This is a genomic window from Microbulbifer variabilis, from assembly GCF_052468405.1.
In genome coordinates, this window is sequence record NZ_CP174343.1 from 2,949,434 (window position 1) to 2,972,761 (window position 23,328).

Annotated in this window: 19 protein-coding genes; 6 read left to right on the forward strand and 13 right to left on the reverse strand. The window is 50.2% G+C overall.

The features are described 5' to 3' along the window. Positions 1–3 precede the first annotated feature (3 nt). The 5 genes from ACJJJB_RS13540 to ACJJJB_RS13560 form a co-directional block, all read right to left on the reverse strand. Positions 4–534 (reverse strand): DUF4389 domain-containing protein, encoded by a 531-nt coding sequence (locus ACJJJB_RS13540; RefSeq protein WP_282952721.1) that lies wholly within the window; start codon positions 532–534, stop codon positions 4–6. A 12-nt stretch (positions 535–546) separates the two neighbouring features. Next, positions 547–1,578 (reverse strand): NAD(P)H-dependent glycerol-3-phosphate dehydrogenase, encoded by a 1,032-nt coding sequence (locus ACJJJB_RS13545; RefSeq protein WP_026305013.1) that lies wholly within the window; start codon positions 1,576–1,578, stop codon positions 547–549. Between the two features lie 257 nt (positions 1,579–1,835). Next, on the reverse strand, positions 1,836–3,755 hold the full coding sequence (gene htpG, locus ACJJJB_RS13550; RefSeq protein ID WP_020412728.1) for a molecular chaperone HtpG: 1,920 nt from the start codon (positions 3,753–3,755) through the stop codon (positions 1,836–1,838). Between the two features lie 99 nt (positions 3,756–3,854). Further along, a complete protein-coding gene (locus ACJJJB_RS13555; RefSeq protein WP_020412727.1) occupies positions 3,855–5,057 on the reverse strand; it encodes a serine hydrolase domain-containing protein in 1,203 nt (400 codons plus the stop codon). A 240-nt stretch (positions 5,058–5,297) separates the two neighbouring features. Further along, the gene (locus tag ACJJJB_RS13560) at positions 5,298–5,900 is read right to left on the reverse strand and encodes a peroxiredoxin (RefSeq protein ID WP_282952720.1); all 603 of its coding nucleotides are present in this window, start codon (positions 5,898–5,900) and stop codon (positions 5,298–5,300) included. Positions 5,901–6,202: 302 nt separating this feature from the next. On the opposite strand from ACJJJB_RS13560, the gene ACJJJB_RS13565 reads away from it, so the two are divergent. Further along, positions 6,203–6,445, forward strand: coding sequence for a bacterioferritin-associated ferredoxin (locus tag ACJJJB_RS13565; protein WP_342664458.1), 243 nt, complete (start codon positions 6,203–6,205; stop codon positions 6,443–6,445). Between the two features lie 68 nt (positions 6,446–6,513). Here ACJJJB_RS13565 and ACJJJB_RS13570 read toward each other — a convergent pair whose 3' ends face one another. The 4 genes from ACJJJB_RS13570 to ACJJJB_RS13585 form a co-directional block, all read right to left on the reverse strand. Further along, a complete protein-coding gene (locus ACJJJB_RS13570) occupies positions 6,514–8,052 on the reverse strand; it encodes a sensor histidine kinase (RefSeq protein WP_020412724.1) in 1,539 nt (512 codons plus the stop codon). Next, positions 8,033–8,740 (reverse strand): response regulator transcription factor, encoded by a 708-nt coding sequence (locus ACJJJB_RS13575; RefSeq protein ID WP_282952718.1) that lies wholly within the window; start codon positions 8,738–8,740, stop codon positions 8,033–8,035. Before ACJJJB_RS13575 ends, ACJJJB_RS13570 begins: the two co-directional genes overlap by 20 nt. 99 nt (positions 8,741–8,839) lie before the next feature. Further along, positions 8,840–9,574: a spondin domain-containing protein gene (locus ACJJJB_RS13580; protein WP_020412722.1), complete on the reverse strand. Its 735-nt coding sequence runs from the start codon at positions 9,572–9,574 to the stop codon at positions 8,840–8,842. A gap of 23 nt (positions 9,575–9,597) precedes the next feature. Next, positions 9,598–10,293 (reverse strand): spondin domain-containing protein, encoded by a 696-nt coding sequence (locus ACJJJB_RS13585; protein WP_020412721.1) that lies wholly within the window; start codon positions 10,291–10,293, stop codon positions 9,598–9,600. 1,143 nt (positions 10,294–11,436) lie between these two features. Here ACJJJB_RS13585 and bfr point away from each other — a divergent pair. Next, on the forward strand, positions 11,437–11,928 hold the full coding sequence (bfr, locus tag ACJJJB_RS13590) for a bacterioferritin (protein WP_020412720.1): 492 nt from the start codon (positions 11,437–11,439) through the stop codon (positions 11,926–11,928). A gap of 108 nt (positions 11,929–12,036) precedes the next feature. Here the strand turns inward: bfr and grxD are convergent, their stop codons facing one another. Continuing rightward, positions 12,037–12,369: a Grx4 family monothiol glutaredoxin gene (grxD, locus tag ACJJJB_RS13595; protein ID WP_026305012.1), complete on the reverse strand. Its 333-nt coding sequence runs from the start codon at positions 12,367–12,369 to the stop codon at positions 12,037–12,039. A gap of 316 nt (positions 12,370–12,685) precedes the next feature. On the opposite strand from grxD, the gene ACJJJB_RS13600 reads away from it, so the two are divergent. From ACJJJB_RS13600 to ACJJJB_RS13615, 4 genes are all read left to right on the forward strand, one after another. Continuing rightward, a complete protein-coding gene (locus tag ACJJJB_RS13600) occupies positions 12,686–13,870 on the forward strand; it encodes an aspartate aminotransferase family protein (protein ID WP_020412718.1) in 1,185 nt (394 codons plus the stop codon). Positions 13,871–13,894: 24 nt separating this feature from the next. Then, entirely contained in the window at positions 13,895–14,809 is a 915-nt protein-coding gene (argF, locus tag ACJJJB_RS13605) for an ornithine carbamoyltransferase (RefSeq protein ID WP_020412717.1), read from the forward strand. A gap of 853 nt (positions 14,810–15,662) precedes the next feature. After that, entirely contained in the window at positions 15,663–18,599 is a 2,937-nt protein-coding gene (locus tag ACJJJB_RS13610; protein ID WP_020412716.1) for a ribonucleoside-diphosphate reductase subunit alpha, read from the forward strand. 465 nt (positions 18,600–19,064) lie between these two features. Beyond that, positions 19,065–20,330: a ribonucleotide-diphosphate reductase subunit beta gene (locus ACJJJB_RS13615; RefSeq protein ID WP_020412714.1), complete on the forward strand. Its 1,266-nt coding sequence runs from the start codon at positions 19,065–19,067 to the stop codon at positions 20,328–20,330. Between the two features lie 156 nt (positions 20,331–20,486). On the opposite strand, the gene ACJJJB_RS13620 is transcribed toward ACJJJB_RS13615, so the two are convergent. From ACJJJB_RS13620 to ACJJJB_RS13630, 3 genes are read right to left on the reverse strand one after another with little or no spacing between them, the layout of a single operon-like run. Continuing rightward, positions 20,487–21,233 (reverse strand): LytR/AlgR family response regulator transcription factor, encoded by a 747-nt coding sequence (locus ACJJJB_RS13620; RefSeq protein ID WP_282952715.1) that lies wholly within the window; start codon positions 21,231–21,233, stop codon positions 20,487–20,489. Between the two features lie 12 nt (positions 21,234–21,245). Continuing rightward, entirely contained in the window at positions 21,246–22,259 is a 1,014-nt protein-coding gene (locus ACJJJB_RS13625) for a sensor histidine kinase (RefSeq protein ID WP_020412712.1), read from the reverse strand. A gap of 21 nt (positions 22,260–22,280) precedes the next feature. After that, entirely contained in the window at positions 22,281–22,997 is a 717-nt protein-coding gene (locus ACJJJB_RS13630; RefSeq protein WP_020412711.1) for a hypothetical protein, read from the reverse strand. Between the last annotated feature and the right edge of the window lie 331 nt (positions 22,998–23,328).

Consider the following 23,328-nt stretch of genomic DNA (forward strand, 5'->3'; position numbering starts at 1 on the left):
TAGCTAGTTTTTCTCGCCGCGCTCGTCAGATTCGCCTTTCTTTTCAGCAAAAGAGGCCGGCGGCTCATCAGCACCCTCTTCTACCAGCTCAGGCTTTTTATCATCGGCAGGTTCATCACTACCGAGAATAATGGCATCCTCAGCCTCTTCCTCTTTTTTTGATTCCGCTTTCTTGACCGGTTCAGCTTTTTCCTCTGTAGCGACCACCTCCGCAGAGACTTCTTCAGCTCCTTCATAACCGGAGAGATCTTCTACATCGGATTCCGGCCACTCCGCAAAGGGGAAGGGCTTCTCGTCTGAGTTGTAAATCAAAAACTGTACAGCCTGGTAGATATACGAGGCGAGCTGATCGCCAAAACGACGCAAGTTATCGTTAGACTTACCGCCGATAATCGAAAACAGGAACTGCAGCACCACCACAGCCAACAGTACCCAGCCGGCAATCTGCAAACAGATGCCAAACAGCACCATATAGATCAGTCGCACCCATTGATTACCGGAGGTCAGGTTGCGCTTCAATTCATCATTTTTCATAAGAGGCTTCCATCAAGGCTTGGCCGAGTAGGCCACATCAAACGTTTGTGCGCCCGACATTAAATTACGAATTACCTCTGGGATCGGTCGCTCTTCAAATAATATGGCGTGAATCGCGGAAACCAAGGGCATGTAGACGCCCATTTCATCAGCTTTCTTTTTTATCAGGCGAACAGTGTTTACGCCCTCGGCCACCTGACCGATTTCTGCGACAGCACGATCCAGGGGTTTGCCCTTACCTACCAAATAACCCACGCGATAATTGCGGCTGAGATCGGAAGAGCAAGTCAAAATTAAGTCGCCAACACCGGCTAGACCGATAAATGTCATGGGATCTGCGCCCATCGCCTCGGCAAAGCGCATCATTTCGGCAAGGGAGCGGGTTATTAAAAGGCTAATGGTGTTTTGCCCGCGGTCCAGTGCTGCGGCCATGCCGGTTACTATCGCGTAAATATTTTTCAGGGCACCGGCCAGCTCTACTCCGAACACATCATTACTGGAATAAACCCGAAAGGTTTCCGAATGCAGGGCTGATTGGATATCTTTGCACAGGGCCTCATCTTCACTGGCAACTACTGTAGCTGTGTAGTGGCCCGCGACAATTTCCTTTGCGAAATTAGGCCCGCTCAGCACACCTACACGCATGCCAGTCGTTTCCTCGCGCAGGATATCGCTCATTAATTGGAAGTGATCGTGCTCAATACCCTTGGTAGTGGAGATCAGCATGGTGCCCGGCTTCAGTAGCGGCGCTACGCGGCGTACCACCTCGCGGAAAGATTTACTGGGAATTGCTACAAACACAATGTCACAGCCTTGCACAGCTTCGTGCAAGTCGCTGCTAATACAAAGCTCCGGGTGTAAAGCTACACCAGGTAGGTACTTACTGTTCTCCCGAGTTTCCCGGCAAGCTTCCGCGCTCTCCGAATCCCGCATCCACTGGCGGGTGTCGTGACCATTCCCCGCTACGATATTGGCAATTGCGGTCCCGAAACTGCCGCCGCCCAATACGGCTATGGAGAGGGGGTTGGAAGTTTCCTTTTGCATAGTGATACCGATAAAGCTTCTCTCGTGGCCTGGGATTATAGAGGTATGACCCTCCAAGCCCAAAGGGTTCAATTTACGGGAATTTGTTCGTAAATTTGCAAAACAACACGGAAAAAACAGAAAACGGCCCTCTGCTTAACCACCCATCCAATAAACTGGTGGGTTGGTTACGCAGGGGCCGTACATCAAAAGCGCGCTGGCGCGTTGCAGATTTTAGCGCGCGGGACTTACAGGGCGAGCCCGTAAGCCATGGTTACTTAGCCGTGCATTTCCAGCAGAAGCGTATTCAGGCGGCGCACATAATCTGCCGGATCCGCCAACTGGTTACCTGCCGCCAGGTTAGCCTGGTCCATCAGGATATTGGTGAGATCCGCAAAGCGATCTTCATCCGCTTCCTGATCCAGACGCTGCACCAGCGGGTGGGACGGATTGATTTCAAAGATCGGCTTGGCATCTGGCAGGGCCTGGCCGGCTTGTTCCAGGATACGACGCATCTGCGGGCCCATATCCTGATCGCTCACTACCAGGCACGCCGGAGAATCCACCAGACGTGTAGTAGCGCGTACGGACTCAACGCGGCCTTCCAGAACGTCCTGTACCCGCTCAACCAGAGCACCGGACTCTTTCTCGACTTTTTCGCGTTCGGCCTTGTCTTCATCGCTCTCGGCTTCACCCAGATCCAGCGCACCTTTGGCGACATCTTGGAACTGCTTGCCGTCGAATTCGTTCATATGGCCCACGAACCACTCATCCACCTGGTCAGTGAGCAGCAGTACCTCGATACCTTTCTTGCGGAATACTTCCAGGTAGGGGCTGGATTTGGCTGTAGCGAAATTGTCGGCACACACATAGTAGATCGCCTTCTGGCCATCCTTCATGCGACCTACATATTCTTCCAGGGATTGATCCTGCTTCTCGGTATCGGTGTGGGTGCTGGCGAAGCGCAACAGCTTGGCGATTTTCTCTTTGTTGGAGAAATCTTCAGCTGGGCCTTCTTTCAGTACATTGCCGAACAGCTCCCAGAATTTCTGATACTCATCGCCATCTTTCTTCGCCAGCTTGTCCAGCATATCCAGTACACGCTTGGTTAGCGCGCTCTTGATCGCATCGGTATTGCGATCTTTCTGCAGGATTTCACGGGATACATTCAGCGGCAGGTCGTTGGAATCCAGAACACCTTTCACAAAGCGCAGGTACAGCGGCAGGAACTGCTCGGCATCGTCCATGATAAAGGTGCGCTGTACATACAGCTTGAGGCCACGAGCGGCATCGCGCTGGTACAGATCGAACGGTGCGCGCGCAGGAATGTAAAGCAGGCTGGTGTAATCCAGTTTGCCCTCTACGCGGTTGTGGCTCCAGGTTAAAGGGTCATCAAAGTCGTGAGAGATATGCTTGTAGAACTCCTTGTACTCCTCGGACTTCACTTCGGAGCGCGGGCGGGTCCACAGGGCCTGGGCAGCGTTTACCGCTTCAAACTCTGGCGCTTTCTCTTCTTTCGGCTCTTCACCTTCCTCCGCAGCCGGCATTTCCTCTTTCAGCATTTCCACCGGAATGGCGATGTGATCGGAGTACTTTTTAATGATGGAGCGCAGGCGCCAGTTATCGGCAAACTCCTTCGCTTCCTCTTTCAGGTGCAGAACCACTCGGGTGCCACGCTGGGGCCATTCAACGGTTTCCACGGAGTATTCCGCTTCACCGTGGCACTCCCAATGCACGCCCTGGTCAGCATTCAAACCGGCGCGACGGGTGAATACGTCGACTTTGTCAGCGACGATAAATGCTGAGTAGAAGCCCACACCGAACTGGCCGATCAGGTGCGCATCTTTTTTCTGGTCTCCGGTCAGCTGCTGCATAAATGCAGAGGTGCCAGAGCGGGCGATGGTGCCGAGGTTTTCGATTACTTCATCGCGGCTCATACCAATACCGTTATCGGTAATGGTGAGCGTGCCCTCTTCCTTGTCAAACTCAATGCGAATGCGCAGGTCTGCATCTTCGCCCAGTAAATCGGGCTTGGACAGCGATTCAAAACGCAACTTGTCAGCGGCGTCAGAAGCATTGGATACCAGCTCGCGCAGGAAAATCTCCTTGTTGGAGTAGAGCGAGTGGATCATCAGGTGCAGTAGCTGCTTGGCTTCCGTCTGGAATCCATGGCTCTCTTTTTGGGCCTCAACGGTCATCTAGTAAGTCTCCCCATACACGTCAATCGGAACAGGGAGCAGATATGAGGCCCTTCTGGCAGGTTTCAAGGGGAGGGATAAGAGGTCCTCCAGCGGAGATTAACGATCTCCGCTGGTTTTTACTGTGGCAGAGTTGCCTTTGCCGGTAATATCGATCACGAAATTGGCGGTGAGATCGGAGATTACACGAGACTCCGCATTCATCAGGATAGCGATACCAATCTTCAACTTCTCTGAATAGGCCACCGCAGCGCGGAAACCAGCTACCCAACCCCCGTGATAAATAATACGGTCATCACCGATGGTATACAGACGCCAGCCCAGGCCGTAGCCGGCATGAGACAGGTAGTCCCGCCAGATACGGTGGCGCATATGGCGCTGAGTAGCGACCCGTTCGGTGGTCATATCCTCAATCATCTCTGGGGACAGCACTTTTGGGTAATATCCCATTTGGGCCTTCAGCCATTGGGCCATATCGGAGATGCTGGCGTTAACGCCAGCTGCCGGAGCGGCAAAGTAATACTCTTTCTCTACCTTAACCGGGCGCCAGCCACTGCCGGTTTGTACATGGGGCGCAGCGCGGTTATCAGAGGCCATAAAGCTCTCCCAGCCCACCGAGGCATTCTGCATTTTCAGCGGTACAAAGATGCGCTGTTTAAGCTGGCTGGCAAAAGACACACCCGTTGCTTCGAAAATCACATCTTCAATCAGGCTGAATAGCACATTCTGGTAGCCGTAACATTTTCCCGGGGTACAGCGCGGATCAATATTGGCAAATTTCGGCAATATCTTACTGAGCGGCTTGTTGTCCTCAAGATAATTGTCGTACGCATTGGGAGTCAGGCCGGAAGAGTGGCTGAGCAAATGCTCTACCTGTAATTGCCGCGATAGGGTTGACGTTTTGAAGCTCAGATCCGGCACATAGTTGACTACCTTGTCACTCCAATTGAAGCGTTTTTCGTGCTCCAAAATGGTGGCCATGCTCGCCGCAAAGGTTTTTGAGACAGAAGCCAGGCGGAACACAGTGTCGTTATCCACTTTGCCGGCCTTACCCCTGATCCGCACGCCATAGGTATCCATGGCGACCACGCGGTTTCCATCGACAATAACGTAAGCGCCCCCAGGAATTGACTTACCCGCCATCATCTGGCGAAAGTAGCGGTCAAATGCCTTGGCCCTGGCGTCAATATCCACTGCCCGCGCAGGCAGGGACAGCCCGCACAGAAGTAGTGCCGAGAGAAAAATACGCGCCTTCCCGGCACGTAGGTGGTAGACGATATTTGAAAGAATTGCAGGTCTCATACGCAAATCGAGCCGCCAAAGCAATCCGGTACTTGCAGATAAGACTAGCAGCCAACGGGCAAAAACTCTATTTAGGCGCCACGCAGGACTGACTGCAGAATTCTAGTCGCTAATCTCAGACTCCGCGCGGACACCTATGCCAGTTCCATAAAGCAATACAATGGCACTTATATAAACGAAAAAACCGCCTCTCGGCGGTTTTTTCGTTGTGGGGATACCCCCACAGCGAGGGCCCTAAGCTTAAAGCTTTTCGGCGTTCTCGCTCAGGTAAGCCGCTACACCTTCCGGAGAAGCGTTCATACCCTTGTCACCTTCCTGCCAACCAGCGGGGCAAACTTCGCCGTGCTCCTGGTGGAACGCCAGAGCGTCAACCATGCGCAGCATCTCGTCAACATTACGGCCCAGCGGCAGGTCATTGACTACCTGGTGACGAACCATACCTTCCTCGTCAATCAGGAAAGAACCACGGAAAGCAACGCCAGCATCTGCTTCTACGTCGTACGCCTGGCAGATTTCGTGCTTAACATCAGCAACCAGGGTGTACTTAACCGGGCCAATACCACCGTCATTTACCGGGGTGTTACGCCATGCGTTATGAGAGAACTGGGAGTCGATGGAAACACCAATTACTTCAACGCCGCGCTTCTCGAACTCAGCAAAACGGTGGTCGAAAGCGATCAACTCGGAAGGACATACGAAGGTGAAGTCCAGCGGGTAGAAGAAAACTACTGCTTTCTTACCTTCAATTGCTTCTTTCAGGTTAAAAGTATCGACGATCTCGCCGTTACCCAATACCGCTGCAGCGGTGAAATCCGGAGCCGGCTTACCTACCAAAACTGCCATGAAAACCTCCTCAATCCAATGATGGGTTGTTGATAAAGAGTGAAGTGTTCAATTTATACGCAACAGCTATAAATCGAATAGGGATTAATAGTGGAGCGCTATGATACACACCCACCTATTACAGGCCCATAAATTTTTTAAATCAGCCTGATAGCAGAATGGCTATGCGTGAACTGAACCACAAAAGGGAAGGAATACCCATCAGCAGGAGTAAAAAAAGATCAAAGTGACTAAATTACACTCTTTCTGAAATCTTATTGACACTCATTCTCAATTGCAATAGGATTTACATAAGTCTAATATTGAACAGAAATCGACCAGAGCCCACAACGATGTATGTATGTATCTGTAAAGGTATAACCGACCGCCAAATCAAAGAGGCAGTCTATGATGGCTCCACTTCAGTTAAGGCGTTGAGGCGCCAACTGGGTGTCTCCTCTCAGTGTGGTCGCTGTGCAGAACAGACCAAAGAGATCATCGACGAGACCATGAGCGGAGGAATGATTAACTCTGCCAACAACGGATTGTTTTACTCCGCCAACTGATTTCTTCTTTCGACCTGCGATCGCCCCCTTGGCGATCGCCACTCCACTTCTTCTCTCTCAATCTGCGCTCAATACTCTTTGGCTCGGTCCGACTCTTCCATATGACCGCATGGCGCGCCCCAACGGCGGTGCAGCTGAAATTCAAAAGCGGTGCCAAAGTTTTCCCTGCTACGCACGTAAATATCGGCTCGATGCAAAGCCAACAGTCTTTTGGTGATTGCAAGCCCAAGTCCTCCCAGCCCACGGCTGCTTTTCTTGCTATTAGCAGCCCGATAGTGTGCGTCGAAGATATTAGGCAGGTCATCAACGGGAATCCCCATGCCACTATCCTTCACACTCACTGAGACCTGGTCACCGTGTGGCCGCAGCTGCACGATAATCTCATCACCCGAGCCACAGTGACGCAGGGCATTTTCTACCAGGTTGGAGAAAACCCGTTCCAGCTTTTCAATATCACCATAGACGACGATACTTGAATCCTGTGGTATTACCGCTGCGTGCACACCCTGCTCGAGCGCTTTTATAGTAAATTTTTGCAGTACGTCCTGAATTAATTCAGCCAGTACAACCCGCTCTATCTTCATCGGCACATCAGCACTTTCCAGGCATGCCAATTCAAACAGTTGCTCCACTAGCCGATTCACTTTCTTACTACTGCGATAAGCCGTTTCCACATAATGCCGGCTGTCATCCGGGTTTAGCTCTTCGCGCCGGATCAGCCAGGTTTCCAGGTACCCTTGTAACGATGAGAGCGGTGTACGCAGGTCATGAGAAATATGGGTCAGTAATTCACGACGCATTTCATCGATGGTCTTTATACTCTGATACTGCTGCTTTAACGATGTAGACAATTCATTGAAAGCACTTCCAAGGCGTTGAACCAAGTCATTCTCTTCAGTATTCCAGGGGGTTGATGGCAAATCCCCTTGCAGGCCGGCAGCGCGAAAATGCTGCATATCTCTAGTGAGCTTTCGCAGAGGACGGGTAAGCAGTGCAAACACCCATAGGGAGGCAATCAAGCTGAGTATCAGGCATCCTAAAAAAACCGCTGCCACCCAGCGCAGCAGATGATTTTGCCAAACTCCCTGAACCACATCGTCAAATAGCTCACTGCCAATAATGACATACATGTAACCTAGCAGTTGGCCATCCCGCTCTACTGGAGCTGCGGAAAATACTTTTAGGCGCTCACTATCACGAGGGTCTGGGCCGTAAATTGTTCGCTGAATACCCGTCGATCTATCTAGAAATACCCGAATAGGGTCAAGGTCAATAAATTGACGCTTGATCTTTGCCGGCTCGGCGGAATAAGCAAGGACTTCGCCTTCAGGGCTCAACAGGTAGAATTCAAAGTTTGGCCCCAATACCATGAGGTCGTGAAATAGGTGATAAAGACCTTCTTTATCTGGCTGACCATCGACAAAAAGTGCATTTTGCTCTGCCAGATGTCGAGCTAAATCCCGGTGTAGGTTTTGCGCTACTTCACTCTGGTAGGCTGCAACTACACAGCCCATAAGCAACAAGAAAAACACCCCCACAACTATGAAACTACAAAGCAGCAACAGGATCAGGCGGCGATAAAAAGCATCACGCAATAATGGCATCATTGAATTTGTAGCCCACTCCCCAGACTGTCAGTACATATTCCGGTTGTGAAGGATTTTGCTCTAACTTGTTGCGCAGGCGATTGATATGGGAATTCACGGTATGCTCATAACCACTGTGTTGATAGCCCCAAACTGCATCCAGAATTTGCGTTCGCCGAAACACTCGACCAGGGTGACTTGCGAGATAATAGAGAAGGTCAAATTCCCGCGCAGTTAATTCCAGTGGCTGTAAGTCCAGCTTTACGAGCCGCCTGCTACAGTCGATATGCAAGCGACCACAGGTGATCATTTGGTTGTTTCTGCTACTTACTTGGGCATTGAATTCAGAGCGACGCAATAAGGCTTTTACCCGTGCCTGCATCTCACGCATACCGAACGGTTTAGATAGGTAGTCATCGGCACCCATCTCTAACCCTAATACCCGATCCAGTTCAGAGTTACGTGCGGTGAGCATCAGAATTGGAAGGGCGCTACCGACATCACGCAGGCGACGGCAAATCTCCACCCCATCCAGGCCCGGCAACGTCAGGTCCAACAGCAACAAATTGAATTTCTGGTTTAAGGCTCTCATCAGCCCCTGCTCACCGTTATCACAGGCGGTTACCGAATAACCTAAGCTCTCCAGATGCATGCACAACAATTGGAGTATGTCGTGATCATCCTCGATTATCAGAATACGCTTGTTCATGCGTGCCCCACCATTTCTGGCCTTCTTCCCCTGGCAACTCCCCCAGAGGAGGAGTTGTACTCGGGTCTCAGGCTATTTGTCGCACCAGCAGCGTAATTGTTACTCTATTCGGGTAATACTCAGAAGCATGGCTGTTTGATCAAAGCGATGAGACTGATCCAAAGTCGATTCAGCATAACCATCTGCCCGACTGACAACCCCAGGGTGACGTGAAACAAAATTCACATCCTCCCGCTCTACGTTAAAACCCTCACCACCATCGGCGGGGCCTGGGATAGTACCCACCAGCTCGCTATTGAATTCAGTACCCGCATCATATATCGGAGCCAGGCGCTGTAAAGAATCACCCACCGCCAGGGATGACACATCAATTCGAGTAATACCGCTAAACGCATCATTGGTATTGACCAGCATGGTGGCAATCGTCAGCAGCACCTCTTCTTGTTCAGCAAATTCCAGGCTGAGGCTTTCACTGGCACCGGGACCAAGCGGTGCTTCCGCACTCATTGAAGCGAAACCGCCGGAATCCTCCAGTTCCATCCTGAATTCGCTATTGTCACCACCTTCAGCGAGCAACTCGAGACCAGCACTGGAGGGCTCACCAACGACCCAGCCATGCAAGGCACTATCGTGGGCCACTATTGCCACCGGCGACAGCGGCTGATTGTGGGTTAAATTGGTTACTGTTATCTCAAACCCCATAGTAACGGGGTCAGGGGCCGGTGCAGGATTATCTGTCGCGTTGGAGCGGCTGTTATTATCATTGCTACAGCCGACCAGCAAGGCCGTGATGGCCAGAGGCAACAGTAAGGAGCCCAACTTGGTTTTATTCATAATGATTTCTCCCGTTGGCTTACTTACTGAACCGTTACAACAACCTTGGCTACTGGGTTAAGCCAGCGGTGAATGCGCGCATCCAGATCGCTGTTACCAGCATCCGGGTCGGTATCACCAACGTTGCCACGGTGAATATGAATCAGTTGGTTAACTTCTTCTGAGGTGACACCAGTACCTCCGACACCACCATTACCATCAGGGCTGGCTGGAATACCTGCAACAAAGGGTGCACCGCTGCCCTCAACAACTAACTCATTGTTAGCCTCGGTGCCGGCATCATAGGCATTGAGATATAGGGTATAGCTACCGGGTTCAGTAGGAATTTCCCAGGCATCGAGCCCAACAAAACCATCATTAGTTGGCAGCAACATGGCGGTGATAGACAAAAACCCATTACTGCCGGTGTCAAACGCCTCAATATCTACGCTGCTGCCAGGAGCCAGTAATCCCATTGTTTCCATATTGACTGCCCCCATTGCGCTGGCAGCGGCAGCAAGGCCGCTGATATCTCCGCCTTCGGCCATCATCTGCAGTTCTGGGCTCGCACCGGAGCCAACTTCAAACAGATGAAACTCATCAACATGGGCTGAAACCAGCAGCGGTGTGAAATAGATGCCGTGGGTAAGATTCGTAACGACTACTGAAGTGGTTTGTGCCTGAACTCCCGTCGCCATAGCGGCCAATGCCAAGGTGCCGAGAATGGATTTTATTTTCATAGCTATCCCCAAAATCTGAGCTTTTATAAGTAAAGGGCCAAACAGCCTCCTTTAAGCTAAGGGGGAAATATCCAATATTGATCACCGAATCATCACATTTTTATCACAGGTGCTCGGCACGCTTTGCATTTAGGCTCGACGCATAGATTATCTCCTGTGGGAGAGGAAAACTGCTTAGTATTGCCATTAATTCTATAGGTACTTAAAACCGGTTGATTTCGCCCTCTATGATCAAAACGATAACAACCTGAAATTAACGACTGGGGACAGCATTAGCGGTATGGGCTCTACGGTATAAGAGAAAAATTCTGGCACCTTCGTAGCAGGATACAAGCACAATCTCAGGCAGTTAGTGCTACTGGGTACCTATAGAGTAGCAATTACACTGATATAGCCCTGCAGTAAAAAGTTAATCAATCTATATATACGTATTTTACTTATTGCCCTACTCACCCCCACCGGTCAGTGATCTCATCCTAGTGAATAATGTCACTTCACGATAAGTTGGTAGGAACTTCTCTCAACTTTACACTCCTGCCTGTGAAAGCAGCCCTGACATTCGAATATTTGAATTCCATATTCTACTGCGCTCTATTACACCAAGCCCGCGCACTGGCCATGCCGCCTTAAGCCCTTCTTCTAGCATACGGATTAATTCGGGATCAATTAACATTAAGGCAAAAGTTAATACCAGGTCCGAGCGCCTCTACCTAGTTTGCCCCCTTATAAATTACGCTGCATATTTTACTATTTATCGAATTACACTTTCCTGAAAATCGCATTTCTTTTCTAATTGGCCTATCGCCTTAATCAACCTTTATTTATATCTGCAACTAAGTATCTCCCACATATGCAACCTAAACAGGAATCATTTTCGTTGCGATTTTCTGCTAAATTAATGTTTAAACCCTTGTTTTTCCTGCATTCTTCAACAAATATTTTTCCTTGACTTGCCGCAAATCGCAACGCAAACTCGGCCCGGATTGCAGTTGCCACCCTAAAATAATATGTGGGAAAACGGTCAGCCGCAGACTTTAGTGACTAAACCTATTTAGTAACTTTTTATTTCTACTTATCAGCGACTAACAATTAGGAATTCTCTGCTGGCCATATTGAGCTCGCAGGGCCACAGGAGCAAAAGCTATGAAGGGCGATCCCAAGGTTATCGAACATTTAAACAAAGTGCTCGGCAATGAGCTTGTGGCAATCAACCAGTACTTTCTGCATGCTCGCATGTACGACAACTGGGGGTTAAAAGAGCTTGGCAAGCAGGAATACCACGAATCCATCGATGAAATGAAACACGCCGATTGGCTGATCGAGCGTATTCTTTTCCTGGAGGGTATTCCGAATCTACAGCACCTGGGTAAATTACTAATCGGTGAAAACACCGAGGAAATGCTCAAGTGTGATTTAAAAATCGAATCCAAAGCCATTCCCGATTTACGTGAAGCTATCGCTTACTGCGAATCAGTACGCGATTATGGCAGCCGCGAGCTACTGGAAAAAATCCTTGAGTCTGAGGAAGAGCACGTAGATTGGTTGGAAACCCAACTGGAGTTGATCGACAAAGTTGGCATTCAAAACTACCTGCAAACTCAAATGGAAACTGCAGCCGGCCACTCAGGCAAGTAATTAAAGTCTTCTCACAGGCATAAAAAAACCGCAGTTTCCGCTGCGGTTTTTTTTCTCACAATGCACTGTCGCTTTCGCCAGACAGAAACATTGGAACAAAAGCGAAAGTTAACCTTCGCCTTCGCCCTCCGCTGACGCCTCATCAATCAAGGTTTTCAGCTCGCCGTTCTCGTACATCTCCATAATGATGTCACAGCCACCAATCAACTCTCCTTTTACCCACAGCTGAGGGAAAGTCGGCCAGTTGGCATATTTCGGCAATTCGGCACGAATATCCGGGTTAGATAGGATATCCACATAAGCAAAGCGCTTACCGCAGGCCATCATCGCCTGGGAAGCACGCATGGAAAAGCCGCACTGGGGGGCGTTAGGGCTACCTTTCATGTAAAGCAGGATGGCGTTGTCAGCAATCTGCTGTTTGATGTTCTCCAGTGTATCCATAAGCTTGAGAAACCTCAGGTGGTAGAAGCAAAAAATGATCGTGTGTTCCGCATCGGCACCCAGCCATTGCGCACGGGCCGGTATTGTACCCCAGCGCAGGGAGGAATAAGTACCCATAGCCCAGCTCGAAGCAAAAAAACGCCATGTCTTGCCTGAAATATCGCCCGCTTGGCTATCTCAAATGGATAGCACACGCGACACAAAGCTTGTGGTAGTATTGTCAAATCCGTAATAGATGCGGAATGAACACACCAATACAAAATTTTCTGCGGCAAAGATTTTGAAGCCGATGACCTGGAATTAAGGAGAACCCGCAGTGAGCACCCCCACACTGATGGACAACTATGGCGAGAGAACCCTGACACTGGTCAGGGGGGAAGGCAACTATGTGTGGGATAACGAGGGTCGACGATACCTGGACGCTATTTCCGGCATCGCCGTATGCGGCTTGGGACACTGCCATCCTAAGGTAACCGAGGCCATTCAGGACCAGGCCAATACCCTGTTGCACGTCTCCAACCTATATAACATTCCGGCACAGCAGCAGCTGGCCGATCGACTGGTATATATGTCGGGCATGGACAACGTATTCTTTTCCAACTCCGGGGCGGAGGCCAACGAGGCCGCAATCAAGTTAGCGCGTAAACTTGGCAACGAACGCGGACTATCAACACCGCGCATTATTGTGATGGAGGGGGCTTTCCACGGCCGTACCCTCGCGACCCTCACAGCAACAGGCAATGAAAAAGTCCAACAGGGTTTTGCCCCCCTGCCAGAGGGTTTTTTAAGGGTCCCGTTTAATAATATTGACGCAGTTACACACCTGGCCGAACAGTATGACGATATCGTCGCCGTGCTGGTGGAGCCGATTCAGGGCGAGGGCGGAATCCGTGTACCCGCTGCAGATTACCTGCCAAAACTACGCATGCTATGTGACCAACATGACTGGCTGCTAATGCTGGATGAAATACAGACTGGCAACGGCCGTAGCGGCAGGATGTTTGCCTACCAGCACGCGGGTATAGTCCCGGACGTACTGACCACAGCCAAAGGACTGGGAAACGGGGTACCTATCGGCGCTTGCCTGGCCCGAGGGAAAGCTGCAAGCCTGTTTACCGCCGGCAGTCACGGCTCCACCTTTGGCGGTAACCCTTTAGCTTGTCGCGCCAGCCTCGCAGTATTGGAAGCACTGGAAAGTGAGTGGTTACTTGAACGTGCCGAAAAGCTTGGCACACAGCTAATGCAGTCTCTGCAACTGCAACTGCAAGACTGCCCTGCAGTGTTGGAAATTCGCGGTCTCGGCCTGATGATCGGTATAGAGCTGGAACATCCTTGCTCAGAACTGGTTGAGCAGGCCCGAGCATATGGAATCCTGATTAACGTGACAGCAGGCAATGTACTCCGACTATTACCACCTCTCACCCTCACCGACGCCGAGTGCCAGCAGTTGGCAGGTGATATCAGCACCTTGATTCAACAATTTGCGCTGCAAGCAGTCTGAAGCACCAATTAAGGAGAGCAGCTTATGGCAACCAGACATTTCCTCACCCTAATGGATCTGTCCTCAGAGGAACTAAAACAAATTATTGAGCGCGCAATCGAGCTAAAAACACTGCGCAGCCAGGGCATAACCACTGACCTTTTCCGGGGTAAGGTACTGGGAATGATTTTTGAAAAATCTTCCACCCGAACACGGGTCTCCTTCGAGGCCGGTATGGCGCAAATGGGCGGCAGCGCCCTATTCCTGTCACCGCGGGATACCCAACTTGGACGCGGAGAACCCATTGAGGACAGTGCGCGGGTGATTTCACGCATGGTAGATATGGTGATGATCCGCACATTTGGCCATAAGACTCTGGAGCTCTTTGCCGCCCATTCACGGGTACCAGTCATTAATGCCCTGTCTGACAGTTATCACCCCTGCCAGCTTCTCGCCGATATCCAGACTTTTGTCGAGCATCGAGGCAGCCCCTCGGGCAAGGTGGTAGCCTGGGTAGGCGATGGCAATAACATGTGCCACTCCTACATCAATGCCGCTCGCCTGTGCGACTTTGAGCTGCGGATCGCCTGCCCCCAAGGCTATGAACCGGATGCCGAAATAGTCGCCGCCGCTGGCGACCGGGTAAAAGTTGTGCACAACCCTGTAGAGGCGGTGCGTACAGCCGATTGGGTTAGCACTGATGTCTGGGCCTCGATGGGACAGGAAACGGAACAGCAGGTACGCACCAAGGCTTTTGACAACTTCCAGGTAAACCATGAACTGATGAGCTACGCCAAAAGCAACGCAGTTTTTATGCACTGCCTGCCTGCCCATCGCGGCGAGGAAGTAAGTGCCGAGCTGCTGGAAGATGAAAGCATCTCCGTTGTCTGGGACGAAGCAGAGAATCGCTTACATGCACAGAAAGCATTGATGGAGTTTCTTCAGGAGTACAGCGCCTGAGTATTTTTTGCGCCGGCCGGTTGCGCATCATTTCGCAATACCGGCCACCTTGAACAACCATCCACTGCCACCAATCGACCGGAAATGCCCAGCCACTTTATCTCGGTCCCTGTCACGTAACGCATAATTCATCTAGCTGCTCACACTTGTGACACTAAATTCATTATTTAGATAAATATTCACCAATGCATACCTAATAAACAAGCCCGCGCCAACATTAAATTCACGCCACAAAGTTGATCATCTTAGTACCAATTTGCTCAAATTACGGTCATATAAAAATGGTTATTGCCGTTGTTAATTTAGAACGCCTTCGCTATTAAAAAAAATTGTAAGAGCTTGTATTTAACCCACTCCCGAAGTGCCTAATCCCATGCAGCCCAGCTATGGCGGGCTCTGCCGCGGAAGTGGCTACTGACTCAACCAGCCTACCCACAATTTATCCACAAACAACTACAAAGTTATTCGCCTTGAACTGACCCGCCTACCGCATTATCTTGTAGCGCACTCGAGGCCGTACCCCTATATATTGGGGTAGAGGGCTAAGGGCATCCCCAATTCAAGGGGCAAATTCCGGCGCCTTGCCACACTTTTTGGCGGTGGGCGTCAGACGCTGCTTTTTTCAAAGCAGAATCAGAGGTAAGCGGGCGGAAAGGAATTATCCGCCGCAGGCAGCAGCCGGCAGACCTTAACTGTGCGCCGGTCATCAAGCCGCCTGTTTCCAGTATCCCCCACAGAGTGGGAGAAATTACTGAATGCGATGGACCCGCTCCGCACATGCCACGTAGTCCAGTGGCCGCTGTTCTAGTGAACACACGCGGACAGACAACAAAACAACCTTTCGGAGATTTACATGCACACAGAGACAGGGCGCTCTCAAACCGTGCCTGCGGAAAAGTCGGGCACCTCAAGCGACCAGGCTACTGGCGGCACCACTCTGGCCGCTACTGCACCGGGACAAATCCGCGTAATTAAGCGCAATGGTACCGTTGTCCCCTACGACGACAGTAAAATTTCCGTCGCCGTTACCAAGGCCTTTCTCGCTGTTGAAGGCGGCACCGCCGCTGCGTCCAGCCGTGTCCACGAACAAGTTGAAGAACTGGTTGGCCAGATCAGCTCTACCTTCAAACGCCGCATGCCTTCTGGCGGCACGATTCATATCGAGGAAATTCAGGACCAGGTAGAACTGGCCCTGATGCGCGCCGGCGAGCACAAGGTTGCGCGCGACTATGTACTTTACCGCGAAGAGCACGCCCGTCTGCGCGCTGAGAAAGTGAAAACCGCTCAGCAAACTGAGCAAGCTATCGATGCCCACCCCAGTATTCGTGTAAAACTCGACGATGGCAGCCTTGTCCCCCTGGATATGGAGCGCCTGCGCACTGTTGTCAGTGAAGCCTGTGAGGGCCTCAAGGATGTAAACGCCGACGCCATCCTCAGTGAAGCGCTGAAAAACCTGTACGACGGTGTTTCCGAAAACGATATCAATACCGCATTGGTGATTACTGCGCGTACCCTGGTTGAGCAGGAGCCCAATTACACCTTTGCCACTGCCAGCCTGCTGCTGGACAAGCTGCGCTCAGAAGCCCTGCGCTTCCTTGGTGTTGCAGAGCGCGCCACCCAGCACGAGATGGAAAAGCTCTACGCCTCCACCCTGCCCACCTACGTGGAAAAGGGTATCGAACTGGACCTGCTGGACCCGGCGCTGGCCACCTTCGACTTGGAAAAACTCGGCGAAGCTTTAAAAGGCGAACGCGACCACCAGTTTACCTACCTGGGCCTGCAGACCCTGTACGACCGCTACTTCCTGCACAGCGATGACATTCGTTTTGAGTTGCCGCAGATCTTCTTTATGCGTGTCGCCATGGGCCTCAGCATTAATGAAGAAAATAAGAACGAGCGCGCGGTAGAGTTCTACAACCTGTTGAGCTCCTTCGACTACATGAGCTCCACCCCGACCCTGTTTAACGCCGGCACCCTGCGCCCGCAGCTGTCCTCCTGCTACCTGACAACGGTACCGGACGACCTGCACGGTATTTACGGTGCTATCCGCGATAACGCCATGCTGTCCAAGTGGGCCGGCGGTCTCGGCAATGACTGGACGCCAGTGCGCTCCCTGGGTTCCTATATCAAAGGCACCAACGGCAAGTCCCAGGGTGTTGTGCCCTTCCTGAAAGTGGCCAATGACACCGCAGTAGCAGTCAACCAGGGCGGCAAGCGCAAGGGCGCTGTGTGTGCTTACCTGGAAACCTGGCACCTGGATATCGAGGAATTCCTCGAGCTGCGCAAGAACACTGGTGACGACCGCCGCCGCACCCACGATATGAACACCGCCAACTGGGTCCCCGACCTGTTTATGAAGCGCGTGTTCGAAGACAAAGAATGGACCCTCTTCTCCCCGGCGGATTGCCCGGACCTGCACGACCTGTTCGGCACCGCATTCGAAGAGCGCTACAACCACTACGAACAACTGGCTGCCGAAGGCAAGCTGCGCCTGTTCAAGAAAATCCGCGCACTCGACCTGTGGCGCAAGATGCTGGGCATGCTGTTCGAAACCGGCCATCCCTGGATTACCTTTAAAGACAGCTGCAACCTGCGCAGCCCGCAACAGCACGCCGGTGTGGTACACAGCTCCAACCTGTGCACCGAGATCACTCTCAACACCAAGGCCGACGACGAAATCGCCGTGTGTAACCTGGGCTCCGTCAACCTGGCTCAACACATTGGTGAGAACGGTGAACTCGACCGCACCAAGCTGGCCAATACCGTAAAAACCGCGGTACGTATGCTCGATAACGTTATCGACATCAACTACTACGCGGTTGAAAGTGCACGACAGTCCAACATGCGTCACCGCCCGGTAGGCATGGGCCTGATGGGCTTCCAGGATGCGCTGTACAAAGCCGGCATCGCCTACGCCAGCGACGAAGCCGTCGCCTTCGCCGACAACACCATGGAAGCGATCAGTTTCGAAGCCATCTCCGCTTCCAGCGATCTGGCTGCCGAGCGCGGCAAGTACCAGACCTACGAAGGCTCCTTGTGGAGCAAGGGTGTTCTACCACTGGACTCTATCCAGATCCTGGCTGAGCAGCGCGGCCAGCAGTTTATCGAACAGGACACCAGTTCCACTCTGGACTGGGACGGCCTGCGCGAAAAAGTAAAATCTCAGGGTATGCGAAATTCCAACGTGATGGCGATCGCCCCTACCGCGACCATTGCCAATATCACCGGGGTTTCCCAGTCGATCGAACCGACTTATCAAAACCTGTATGTGAAATCGAATCTGTCCGGCGAATTCACCGTAGTGAACCCCTACCTGGTACACGATCTGAAAGATCGCGGCCTTTGGGATCAGGTCATGGTTAACGACCTGAAATACTACGAGGGTTCCGTACAGAAAATCGATCGCGTACCGGAAGACCTGAAAGCGAAATACCGCACCGCGTTTGAAGTGGAACCGCGTTGGATTGTGGACGCCGCCAGCCGTCGCCAAAAGTGGATCGACCAGGCCCAGTCCCTGAACCTTTATATTGCCGGTGCCGATGGCAAGAAGCTGGATCTGACCTATCGCATGGCGTGGTTCCGCGGCCTGAAAACCACTTACTACCTGCGCGCCCTGGCTGCCACGACCACAGAGAAATCCACCGTAAACAGCGGCACCTTAAATGCGGTAAGCGCACACGGAAGTAACGGCATGGCCGCTGCAGAGCCTGCTGAACAGGCGGCACCGGTTCCAGCTGCGGTACCTCAGGCCTGCTCCCTGGACGACCCGGATTGCGAAGCCTGTCAGTAAAATTATTGCCCCTTTTTTAAGGGGCTGCACTAACTCTCGGGGGAGAGCGTCGTAACCGCACGTGCGGGCATGACCATGCGCAGCGACCCCGGCCCGCCCGGTACCAAAAAGCCGGAAGAAGTTACGGGCCGGGGATCGTCTGCGACCTGCAAGCAACAGGAATTTTCCCAAAGTGCAAAATACAAAATTGCTGTAATACACCGACTTTAAGCATCGGAACTCCTTTGCCCAAGCAGCCTTCCCAGGCTCTAAAACCCGGAAAAATACGGGTAAAAAGCAAAGCAGTAATTGATCTGGCACAGTAATTTTGTGCCCGGGCAGGTAGAAAATACCTACTCCAAAGAATTATTGCCGGAAAAAAACCGGTACATCACCCCTGGCCCCTCCCTGCGAGTATCGCGCCAGGAAGATTGAAGAAAATTAATATCGAACTTTCGATACCGAGACCAATCAAAAGGGCCAACTATGCTGAGCTGGGACGACTTCGAAACAAAGCCCCAACAACCTGAGAAAGCAACCGAACCGCGACCGGCGCCGGAGACCCAGGCGAAAGCTGTGCAAGAACCCAGTGCTTCTTACACAGCGGAAGCAACAGCTCCCACAGCCACTCCGGCGTCGCCTGCGGCCCAAAGTGGCTCCACAGCTGTTGAAGCTGCACGGGCAACAGTTGCCAATATGGACCCAGCTCCCGGCCTGGAAGAACTGGAAATGGGCGCAGCCCGTATCCAGGTGGATGAAAAGCGTATTATCAATTGCCGCGCTGACCTCAACCAGTTAGTGCCCTTTAAATACGACTGGGCCTGGCAAAAGTACCTGGATGGCTGTGCCAATCACTGGATGCCCCAGGAAATCAACATGAACAAAGACGTGTCCATGTGGAAAGACCCTAACGGTCTCACCGAGGATGAGCGTCGCATCGTGGAGTATTCCCTCGGTTATTTTTCCACCGCAGACTCCCTGGTTGCCAACAATCTGGTGCTGGCGATCTACCGCCATATCACCAACCCGGAGTGCCGCCAGTACCTGCTGCGCCAGTCTTTTGAAGAAGCTATCCACACTCACGCCTACCAGTACTGTGTTGAGTCCCTGGGCATGGATGAAGGTGAAGTCTTCAATATGTACCGCGAAGTGCCTGCAGTTGCCAAGAAAGCAGCCTGGAGCCTTTCCCATACCCAGGCAATCGGTGATCCCAACTTCAAAACCGGCACTGTTGAATCCGACCAGGAGCTGCTGCGCAACCTGATCGCCTTCTACGCCGTCACCGAAGGCATCTTCTTCTACTGCGGTTTCAGCCAAATACTGTCTATGGGTCGCCGTAACAAAATGACGGGGGTTGCCGAACAGTTCCAGTACATTCTGCGTGATGAGTCTATGCATCTTAACTTCGGCATCGACGTGATCAACCAGATCAAGCTGGAAAACCCACACCTGTGGACTGCAGAATTCCAACAGGAAGTAACCCAAATGATTCTCGAAGGTATGGAACTCGAGGTCGCCTACGCCCGCGATACCATGCCCCGCGGTGTGCTCGGTATGAATGCGAACATGATGGAGGAATACCTCCAGTTTATCGCCAACCGCCGCCTCAGCCAGCTGGGCTTGAAAGAGCAGTTCCCAGGTGCCCAGAATCCATTCCCGTGGATGTCTGAAATCATGGACCTGCGCAAAGAGAAAAACTTCTTCGAAACCCGGGTTATTGAATATCAAACCGGTGGCGCACTACAGTGGTAAGCGCCTCCTGGTAAGCGAATTACTAAAAAAGGAGAAAGTAGTCGCTCACAGGAAGAGAAGTATTGAAAACGGGCTTGATGCCCGTTTTTTTTATCCTAATAATAGCCTGCTGAAGGTTCTCCCTAGTATTCACCCCACAAATACTTCTGCCTAAGTTTAACTATCAAGCCAGCGCCGAAAAGCAGAACTTCTTGTCTTGCTAGTTATGAGAGGTTCGTTCAAACCTGAGAGATGAACGGCGAGAGTGTCTTTACCGTAAGCCTCAAAGCGCTGCACATACTGGATATTGACAATATCGCTACGATTGATTCGAATAAATTTTTGAGGGTTCAGCTGGGACTCAAGATCAGTCACCGACTGTTGCACTAACGGGTGAATCATCCCTTTTTTATCGTGCGCAACAATAATTCCTTGCTCAGCCCTTAGGCAAATAATATCTTCTACCCATAAAACCTCTACACCTCTGCCCTTTCTCAATAGAAATCTATATCTAAATCCAGCGCCGCCAGCCGGCTCTTCCTTGGCATAATTTTTATCTGAAAAACTACTCTTTAACTGCTCGAAAGACAGCATAGCACCGGTAAAACGCTTGTAAGAATATGGCTTAAGTAAATATTCAATTCCCATATTTTGAAAAGCATTCATCCAATAGGAATCATGGGCGGTGGTATATATAACCGGGCAGGGTAAATCAATCTCACTCAACACGTGAAACACCGGCCCATCGAGCAGCTCTATATCTGAGAATATAAGATCTAACTCGATTTCCTCCAGGAAAAATCTCCGAACCTTTTCAACCTTATCCAACGGACCCAAGATTTTGGCTTGAGAGTTATACTTCAGTATATAGTTCTTTAGTTTCTCGGCCGTTAACGGCTCATCCTCAATCAATAGAATATTCATCGAATGATTACATTAGTTACAGGCTAGTGGAAGGCGCAACATGAATTCACCATCCTTTTGCATGACTTCTATTGACCTACCTAGGATCATCTCCGATCTTTTCCTCAGGTTTATTAGTCCTAACTTTCCCGAAGGAACCGTTGTAACTTTTGGCCTTATTTTATTTCTCACCTCAAGCCAGTGATCAGTCACTATTACTTTAACCCATAAAGGATTCTCCCTATCCCCCTGGTTATGTTTGATTACATTTTCCAGCGCCAACTGAAGAGAGCAAGGTAAAGTTACATGTTGATATAAAGTATTTCTTCTACATTCAACATCTAATTTGTACGCATGAGAAAACCTTTGCTCCACCAATGACATATAATCCATTGCAAAAGTAATTTCACGATCAAGACTTATCGTTTTGAAATCTTGACACTCTAAGACATAGCGATAGATATTTGTAAATTTATCTAGAAACTCATCAGCTACCTCAGGATTGGAACCTATAAGTGCCGACAGAACATTAAGATTATTAAATAAGAAATGAGGATCCAGCTTCTGCTGCATGGCTTCAAGCTGCTTCTCCAAAAGTAACTTTTGCACTCTCTCCAAATCTAGACGTTGCTCATTAACCCCTTTAATTAGCTTAAAGGAAATAACTGCACCACAATTTAAAACATGTAAAAAAATCAAACTCAACGCAAGTAAGGACACATGTCTTTTATCTATCTCCTGGATACCAAAGAACAGCTCCAAAGACAAAGTAAGAAATATTGCCAGGAAAAGGTAGATAAAGCCGCTAATTACAAAAACTGCAAGGAAGAATTGGATGGATATATTATCCTCTTTTTTACTTGGTATTAACGTGCCATATACTTTCAACGATAACCATTGAGAGAGAAAGCACTGCAATACAATCCAAATTGGTGCATCATAATGTATAACGATGGCATTTCCCGGAGTAGCTTTTATTGTAGCAGAGTACAAGACAACCAAAATTGAGAAACACGTCGTCAAAAAAATAATGGCTGCCTTGCTCATCTTTATACTTTACTTATTTATTTACTGCGGAAGACGCATAATAACCTGACCATTGACATCGAGAAACTCTAATTTTGCCTCACCATCTTTGGTAACCATTAGCTGAATACGTTTGTTTCCATCAATATCATTTAGCTGAAGCTTCGAATCCCCATTTAGGGTACCGTAAAAAGCCCTTCTAGTCCCGCCAAGCTTTTCTTCTTTATACCGCTTTGTTAACCATGCTATTCGCTCTTTATCGCCAAGCCTTTTAGCCTCACTAAACTCCTTAGACAGATCAAAATCCATATCCTGATCAGGACGGTCCATTACTGTAAGGCCCGTGACCATATAATCAGAACTTTCAATGTGTTGCACCATTAGAGTTTGATCTTGATTATATCTATCAAAAGATAGATGTAACCCATGGTTAGTTATACCACCGTCCTGACTTCCTCGAAATATAAATCCCCCATTTTCAGTCCCCTCATCATTGTAAAAAATCATCCCAGGCCTAGAGGACTTTGATCGAAATACCTCTCGCCCATACCTTTCGACCCCTGGCGCCTTATCTGAGTTTGCTAGAACCATACGATTTAATCCGTTCTTTTCTACAATATTGATTCGCTCGACAAAAATCTCTTCAAACTCAACTGTATCCCTCTTAAGCCCCATTAAGCCGCCCAAAAAAAGTACGCTTAATGCTAGTAGTACATTAATTTTGCTTTGATGACTTGATACTTGTCTTTGATTTTCCATGTTAACTACCTTACCTAAATAAAACCTCAAAGTTAGGGGGTAGAAGGAAAGTGTTCTAGAAGAAAGCTGTGAACGGGGGGAGAACCTAAATAAACAGGGGGAAAAGCCAAATAAGATGTGCTCAAGAGGCCTTTGAGAAACATCGAGAGGATTGTTTTTGAGATATGTACAGTCAGATAACAATAGCAATCACCATGTATAGATAGTGACTTTGGGAATACAGCATATAGTGAGTCCCTATTCTTACTACCTCCCTCAAACTAGATTTATGTTCCACTAAAGCCCTTATAGATCACCATTGACGCCTATCAATAGGTTAAACAGTTTGGAC

What these genes read in the sequence shown, in the direction of transcription:
- ACJJJB_RS13610 (WP_020412716.1), top strand. Translation starts at nt 15,663, where the DNA reads ATGCACACAGAGACAGGGCGCTCTCAAACCGTGCCTGCGGAAAAGTCG.
- ACJJJB_RS13555 (WP_020412727.1), bottom strand. Translation starts at nt 5,057, where the DNA reads ATGAGACCTGCAATTCTTTCAAATATCGTCTACCACCTACGTGCCGGG.
- ACJJJB_RS13575 (WP_282952718.1), bottom strand. Translation starts at nt 8,740, where the DNA reads ATGAACAAGCGTATTCTGATAATCGAGGATGATCACGACATACTCCAA.
- grxD (WP_026305012.1), bottom strand. Translation starts at nt 12,369, where the DNA reads ATGGATACACTGGAGAACATCAAACAGCAGATTGCTGACAACGCCATC.
- bfr (WP_020412720.1), top strand. Translation starts at nt 11,437, where the DNA reads ATGAAGGGCGATCCCAAGGTTATCGAACATTTAAACAAAGTGCTCGGC.
- ACJJJB_RS13625 (WP_020412712.1), bottom strand. Translation starts at nt 22,259, where the DNA reads ATGAGCAAGGCAGCCATTATTTTTTTGACGACGTGTTTCTCAATTTTG.
- ACJJJB_RS13585 (WP_020412721.1), bottom strand. Translation starts at nt 10,293, where the DNA reads ATGAAAATAAAATCCATTCTCGGCACCTTGGCATTGGCCGCTATGGCG.
- argF (WP_020412717.1), top strand. Translation starts at nt 13,895, where the DNA reads ATGGCAACCAGACATTTCCTCACCCTAATGGATCTGTCCTCAGAGGAA.
- ACJJJB_RS13620 (WP_282952715.1), bottom strand. Translation starts at nt 21,233, where the DNA reads ATGAATATTCTATTGATTGAGGATGAGCCGTTAACGGCCGAGAAACTA.
- ACJJJB_RS13540 (WP_282952721.1), bottom strand. Translation starts at nt 534, where the DNA reads ATGAAAAATGATGAATTGAAGCGCAACCTGACCTCCGGTAATCAATGG.
- ACJJJB_RS13545 (WP_026305013.1), bottom strand. Translation starts at nt 1,578, where the DNA reads ATGCAAAAGGAAACTTCCAACCCCCTCTCCATAGCCGTATTGGGCGGC.
- ACJJJB_RS13615 (WP_020412714.1), top strand. Translation starts at nt 19,065, where the DNA reads ATGCTGAGCTGGGACGACTTCGAAACAAAGCCCCAACAACCTGAGAAA.
- ACJJJB_RS13580 (WP_020412722.1), bottom strand. Translation starts at nt 9,574, where the DNA reads ATGAATAAAACCAAGTTGGGCTCCTTACTGTTGCCTCTGGCCATCACG.
- ACJJJB_RS13570 (WP_020412724.1), bottom strand. Translation starts at nt 8,052, where the DNA reads ATGATGCCATTATTGCGTGATGCTTTTTATCGCCGCCTGATCCTGTTG.
- htpG (WP_020412728.1), bottom strand. Translation starts at nt 3,755, where the DNA reads ATGACCGTTGAGGCCCAAAAAGAGAGCCATGGATTCCAGACGGAAGCC.
- ACJJJB_RS13560 (WP_282952720.1), bottom strand. Translation starts at nt 5,900, where the DNA reads ATGGCAGTTTTGGTAGGTAAGCCGGCTCCGGATTTCACCGCTGCAGCG.
- ACJJJB_RS13630 (WP_020412711.1), bottom strand. Translation starts at nt 22,997, where the DNA reads ATGGAAAATCAAAGACAAGTATCAAGTCATCAAAGCAAAATTAATGTA.